At 41.2% G+C, this 2,785-nt stretch carries 1 protein-coding gene; it reads right to left on the bottom strand.

Annotated features, from left to right (window positions below; all coding sequences use genetic code 11):
- Positions 1-758 precede the first annotated feature (758 nt).
- Positions 759-2,528 (bottom strand): alpha-amylase family glycosyl hydrolase, encoded by a 1,770-nt coding sequence (locus BLR54_RS11795; protein WP_176761941.1) that lies wholly within the window; start codon positions 2,526-2,528, stop codon positions 759-761.
- Positions 2,529-2,785 lie beyond the last annotated feature (257 nt).

Here is a 2,785-nt window from a genome sequence, read left to right as displayed (position 1 = left end):
GTCCCAGCCCACCGCCGCGCTGTCCTCCCTCTGGTACTGTCATAATATGGATAGGAATTATGCATTTTCTTAATGCTACAAACGAGCTTTTAGTAGGTGACTTTTAATTGGTGTTGCACTTTGAAGCTACTGTATGTATAGCCCAGACACTTGTAAGTATAACTACTGCTCCCCCCCTCAGAGTATATAACTATCAGTTGCTTCCATACTCCGCTTGCTAAGTAAAATTAAAAAAGCAGGTTTTGTATGTATAGTCACCGTGGCACATTCAACATCGTGTCTCAAGTGACCACTGCAGCCGTCGTCCTAGCGGCTGCTGCCTATTCATTCAAAACCTGCTTTTTATTTTACTAAGCGCACTACAAATTCCAGCAACTGATAGTTATATACTCTGATGTGGAGCATTACTAAAAATAGTGTGTGTCTGTGCAATACATACTGTAGCGCCCAAGGTGCAATGAATTTAAAAGACACCTACCATAAAGAAAGCGCAGTGTAGCATTTAGAAAATACAAATTCCTATACTTTGACAGAACCAGAGGGGGGACAGCGCGGCGGTGGGCGGGGCCCGAGGGCAGGGGCGCCAGAGTCTATAGATGCTACATGGTGTCGGGGCGGCAGTGAGAGAATCAGCGAAAAATGTGTAAAGAAAAGGCGAGGCGCTTATGAAACGCCTCGCATGAGAGAAATCTATGACTTCGGGTGGGTTTGTTTAAGGGAAGTGCCCACTGAAATCAAAATATTTATATAAGGAAGAATTACTTGTAGTTGTAGGTGCCTACTGAAAGCTTGTTACCATTTCCACCAGAAATGTAGTAACCTGTGTTGTTTGCAAAACCAGATGTGATGTCAGCTGTCTGGTTGCCGTTGTTGTCTGTGAAGATAAGTCCATCTATATCTGATGGAATTGTGAGCTTGTAAATAGACTCGCCAAATTCATTTGTCTTTACGAATTCCATCTTCTTACCAGGCCATGAAACTGTACCCTTGTCGTCTTTCCATGTATAAGCGTAAACGTCGTTCCAGCCCTTGTTGTTAGAGAAGTAGATTGTATACTGAGTAACCTGCTCATCCCCGCCGTTGCCGCCGTTGTCGCCACCGTTGCCACCATTGCCGCCGTTTCCATTCTCGTCCTTAAGAAGAACAGCAATACCAGTAGAACCAATTTCACCAGAGATTGTAGAAGATGTAACTGTAAATGTATTTCCTGTTACTTCATCCTTGTACTGGCCAGCCTCAAGGTGTCCACCTGGGTTTTTAACAGATACAGTTCTGTTTGAACAGTTGCTGTTACAGTTAACAAGTGTAGCGCCAATCTTTCTTGATACGATTGCTACATTATCATCTGTGCTATAGTATTCGCTCTGACCTACTGCAAGGTTGTGAAGCTTGTTTACAGCTGCAACCTCTTTATGCTTAAAGCTATCGCTTCCTTTCTTACCTATCTTGATGTTTTCCTTATTTGTCTCGAAAGGTCTTGAGAAATAAAGAGCTCTAGCGTTGGCCTTTGAAGCAACGATAGCATATCCCCTATCTACGATATTTTGGTTAAGGTATTTAGACCAAGAATGATTTGGCTCATTTGAATATGTGTCATGAGTTTCTCCGAAGTAAACAACTTCGCTATCTTCGATGCCGGAAACTAATGTCCAATTACCATATCCAGTAGGAACTTTGCCATCTCTAATAGACTGTGTAACACCATTGCTATATCCGCTGTCAGTAACTGCCATATAATCTGTGTACTCTGACATAAGACTGTTTGATAGTTGAGGGTTATTTTCTACAGGTGTATCAAGAATTTCTCCATAATTGAACATTGTTGGATCAATTACAGTTCTCCAGAAATTACATCCTTCTGAAGGAAGAGAGATGTGCTTGGCAGCATCCCAACGAATACCGTCAACACCATCAGCCTTAAGCTGTTGAACGTAGCTTTTTACCTTCTGTTGAACAAAAGGATGCTCGGAATTTAAATCTGGCATACCGATGTCGTTATTAACGATTTCATGTCTTATATTATAATGAATATCGTATGGTTTTCCGTTAGGGCCAACGTTGTTGTGCCAGTACTCTTTGTTCTTAAACTCATCATCAATAGAAGTGTTGTGGTCACCAGCAAGATGGTTTGCAACTACATCTACGATAACTTTAATGTCATATTCATCAGCTGCTGAGCAAAGTCTTTTTAAATCTTCCTCAGAACCAAGGCCTGCATCTCCCACTCTAAAACCTGCTGGTTGATAAAGATAATACCAAGTTCCATTCTGTGAGTTTGCAGCCTGAGCAGGTGAAGTTTGAACTGAAGTGAAACCAGCCTTAGCGATGTTTGGAAGCTCATCAATAATCTGTTGATAAGTCCAATCGAAGCAGTGAAGAATGTTGCCGTCCTTGATGTTTGCCTGAACACCGTAATCATTTACGCTTGCTGCATTAACAACTGGAGCGTTTGCGGCAACTCCTGTAACAACAATACCTGATGCAAGTGCAAGAGATAAGACCTTGCGTGTAAAACCTTTGTTTAACATAAAAATCCTCCCAAAAAACAATACAATTTTTAATGTCCAATATATATCAAAGGGTCCCCTATTTGATGCAAACGGTTGCGCAATTTTGTTGTTCGCTGGAACCGTTTGCATCACTTGACGAAATCAATCATACAAATAATACACACGTGAGTCAATACGCCAATTAACTTTTGTAGACAATTACAATTATCGTATGCACAATTTGTTAAATATTCCTTAAATATCTGCGCAATACCTGCGCAACGAACTTAAAGTTG

It is taken from the genome of Pseudobutyrivibrio sp. YE44 (assembly GCF_900104335.1).
Classification (GTDB): Bacteria; Bacillota; Clostridia; order Lachnospirales; family Lachnospiraceae; genus Pseudobutyrivibrio.
Note: the sequence above shows the minus strand (reverse complement) of the source record. Positions and strands in the feature narration are given on the sequence as shown.